The 3,933-nt window shown below is 37.7% G+C and carries 2 protein-coding genes; both read right to left on the reverse strand.

From position 1 onward, the window contains the following. Positions 1-611 (reverse strand): FAD-dependent oxidoreductase (locus tag FF52_RS04360; protein WP_157498511.1); only part of this gene is annotated, 611 nt, incomplete at its 3' end. 91 nt (positions 612-702) lie between these two features. Next, complete coding sequence (locus FF52_RS04365) at positions 703-3,618, reverse strand: PQQ-dependent sugar dehydrogenase (protein ID WP_008463295.1); 2,916 nt, start codon at positions 3,616-3,618, stop codon at positions 703-705. Positions 3,619-3,933 lie beyond the last annotated feature (315 nt).

Below are 3,933 nucleotides of genomic sequence, written 5' to 3' on the forward strand. Positions count from 1 at the left end.
ATTATGCCTTTGGCTTTGCCATCAATGACCACAAGTTCGAGCATTTCGTGACGGGTGTACAAAGATACTTTTCCCAAAGCTGCCTGACGTTCCAAGGCTTGATAAGCTCCTAATAAAAGCTGTTGTCCTGTCTGTCCTCTAGCATAAAAAGTTCGAGAAACCTGAACGCCTCCAAAAGATCTGTTGTTTAAATATCCCGCATATTCCCTTGCAAAAGGAACTCCTTGTGCGACAGCATGGTCAATTAAAGCAGCAGAACATTCGGCCAAGCGATAAACATTGGCCTCACGAGATCTAAAATCGCCGCCTTTTATAGTGTCGTAAAACATTCTGAAAGTACTGTCGCCATCATTTTTGTAGTTTTTGGCAGCATTTACACCTCCTTGTGCAGCAACAGAATGCGCACGTCTAGGAGAGTCCTGAAAACAAAAAGACTTAATATTATAGCCTTGTTCTGCCAGCGATGCAGCGCATGAAGCTCCTGCAAGACCTGTACCCACGACTATAATATTAAGTTTTTTCCGATTTGCTGGATTTACCAGTTTAGCTTTCGATTTATAAGTACTCCATTTTTCTGAAAGTGGTCCTTCGGGTATTTTTGATTCCATCATTTTTATTGTTTTAAAATGAATTGATGCAAAACTTTAAAAGCAACTATACTTTAGGGACTCCAATATACTATAAAAATCTTATAAAATGAAATTATTGTTTACTGATTATCATGGCTTTACTCGTTGTGTTAGATTTTATGAAATAAATGCCTGAAGGATATTCGGAGATCGAAATAATATTTCCTGCTCCTTGTTTAATTTTACTTCCTGTAACTGAATAGATAGTCCATTCTAGCTCTTTTGATAAATGAAATATTCCTTTTGACGGGTTTGGATAAACGATAATTTTATTGGATTCTGCATCCGGATTTTCTACTCCAAGATTACAATTATGAACTTCGTAGCTAACTTTTTTAGTATTATTTCCATTTGAATTAGTAACAGTTAAAGAAATTTCTCGATCTCCTTCTGTAGAAAAAATAACAGAATGCGGACCAATTCCAGTTGCAGTTTGCGGTTGTGCCCCAGCGCCAAAATTCCATGAATAAGAATCAACAGTGCCTACAGAAACTGAAGTAAAGGTTACAGCAGTATTCAAACATCCCATTTGCGGACTATATTCAAAATCGGCAATAGGAGCAGTGGTGCTTCCTGAAAGGACAAATTCCATTTTATTGACATTGATATCATTTTCTTCAAAATATAAAGTGATCACATGAGTTCCTTGTGTCAAAGCTATATTAGGAATTGCGACAGTCTGCCAGTTCTGAAAACCTCCTGTATTAGGTATATTGACAGTTCCAGTTAGGTTTGTGCCATCTACTTTTACATGTAGTTTTCTGGTGTTGTAAGGAGTAGCAATTCTTAAATTTATCGTGTAATTTCCTGTTGTATTTACTTTGGCGGTATATTTCAGCCATTCATCTTTTACGACATAAGCCAAATTGAATCCGCCTTCGTTACAAGCTTCAGTTCCAACACGGTCGCCTGGTCTGTAAGCCGTATCTCCTCCAGCATTGATATCGAAAATAGCTTCTGGGCCAATATCATAATTTTCGGCTTCTATAGTTCCAGGTATTTGCGCAATTATTCCCTGATAAGGTGCATTCTGAAGTGTAGTTGGGGTATAAAATGCGGTATAGGTAATTGCTCCTGAGGCTGGAGCCTTAAAGGTTTGATTGGCCGTTCCGCCTTGACTCCAATGATCAAAATCATAACGGATATTGCCTACATACTGGGGTGTTGGAGCGTTTAGAGTCTGTAAAGCAGCATTGGCTACAACCTGTTTTGTAGAAGGCGCAGTAACTGGTTTTTGGTTGAATTCTAAATTAAGGGGTACTGGCGAACTTGCTGCCGTAACGTCAACCAAATTCGGTTTAATGTCTACAAAACTTGTTGCTGTCAATCCGTTGCTATCGGTTACTTTTACCGTAAAGCGATACCAAACATTTGGTGTTTTTTCGCCTTGGTTAGAAGCCGTAAAATTGCCTGATTTTACACCCTGCGGACTTGCTCCTGGATGCGAATGTCCTGCTCCTGGAACGTCTTCGTGAAAAAGATCCATGCTCCACGAAAAAGCACTTGTAGGTAGTGCTCCGTCTTCAACATCGTTTGCTGTGGCTTCGAAATAAATAACATCGTCAGCATTCCATTTTAATGTTGGTAATGGAGAAACAATAGAAACCGTAGGTGCATTGCTAAATGGCGTTACCGTTAATACTGCTTGATTACTGGTTACATTTCCCGCGGTATTGGTGACTATTACTCTATAATTTCCGGCATTTGCCGTTGTTACGTTTGGAATAGTATAACTTGCACCAGTTGCCCCGTTTATATTGGCATTATTATATTGCCATTGATAGGTTAAACCTGTTCCACTTGCCGAAACTGTAAAAGTTACAGGTTTGGTTTCCATTATAGATTGTGAAAGTGGATGATTTACTATTGTTGGTGCTGCAGTTTCTATATAATCCAGCTTAATCAGCGAACCATTATTTCCATATGCGCAATAATAAATATAACCGTCATTGCCTAACATCATTCCAAGAGCCTGCTGTTGCGGAGCGGTAAAAAATACCGTCGAAACAGGATCGGCAACGTTTGGATCAAAAGACCTAATTTCTGTTCGTACAAAATCTTTAATGATAAATTTTCCTTGAAGATTTGGATAACGAGATATGGCAGGATTATAAAGTACGCCATTAGTCAAAGCATTTCCGATACTTCCAGTAGCATATGTAAAGATTGGATTGGTAAATAAGTTGGTTTCGGTTTGTTTTCCGTCGCCTCCTTGAGGATGACCCCACGCATAATTGCGTATTGTCGGATTACTGATTTCGTTTACTTCTTCCCATGAAGTTCCAACATCTAAGACAAATAGTTTGTTGGCAGTTTCGTTGGCAACTAATCTCCATGGGTTTCTAAAACCGTACACCCAAATGCTTTGTCTTTGTATAGAACCGCTTCCATAATAAGGATTTCCTGGCGCTGGCTGTCCGTCTTCAGTCAAGCGGAGAATTTTTCCTTTGTAAGTATCCAAATCTTGTGAATTGGTATTCAGCTGACTATCACCGACTGTTACATAAAGATAGCCGTTAAAAAATTTCAGGTCGCCACCATTATGAAAACCCTCACCAATGGGTTCCAAAAGCAAAATTTCTTGCCTGTTGATTACTTGGTTGTTAGCGTCAATCTTAATTCTTTCAATTCTATGTCGAATTACATTTGCTTCATTTATAGAGTAAAAAACATAAACGTAACCATTTGCAGCAAAGTTTGGATGCAAGGTTAGTCCAAGCAAACCTTGTTCTTTGTCTGTAACGGTAGTGACGGTAAAAACAGTAGACACTGCATTGTTCTGGAATACTTTTACAATACCCGCTCTTTCTGCTATGAAAATTCTTCCGTCAGAAGATTGTTCCAGCGCAAGTCCTTCTTTTATTACAGCTGTTGGAGCAAGGTTTTGGGTAATGTACTGCGAATAGGATAGGGAGTAAATAAATAAAACAGCAATAGATAAGAATTGCCTAAATCGTTTTTGAATTTTAAGTAGTAGATTTTTTCTCATAATTATTCAGAAATTTTATAGGTTTGGGTACTCAAATTTACCCCTTTTCTGTATAATTATTTAAGATTCTAATGTTATGTTTTTTTTAGACAGAATAACAGCCTGATTTGGATTAGGAATACTTGACAGTTAGAATTCTTTTGTAAAGTTTTTGTAGTGTTTTGAATTGTTGGAAAAAACTACTGACGAAGATTTATTTTGCATTTTTTTCTGATGGATAATCTCTTCCTTCCAAATTTTATATCATCCATTTTAGGGATATTTTAAAAAAAAAGCTAAATCTGCGTGGTTTCTTTTCCCGCAGATTTAGCAGAT

Origin of the sequence: Flavobacterium sp. F52, assembly GCF_000278705.1 — a bacterium.
Classification (GTDB): domain Bacteria; phylum Bacteroidota; class Bacteroidia; order Flavobacteriales; family Flavobacteriaceae; genus Flavobacterium; species Flavobacterium anhuiense.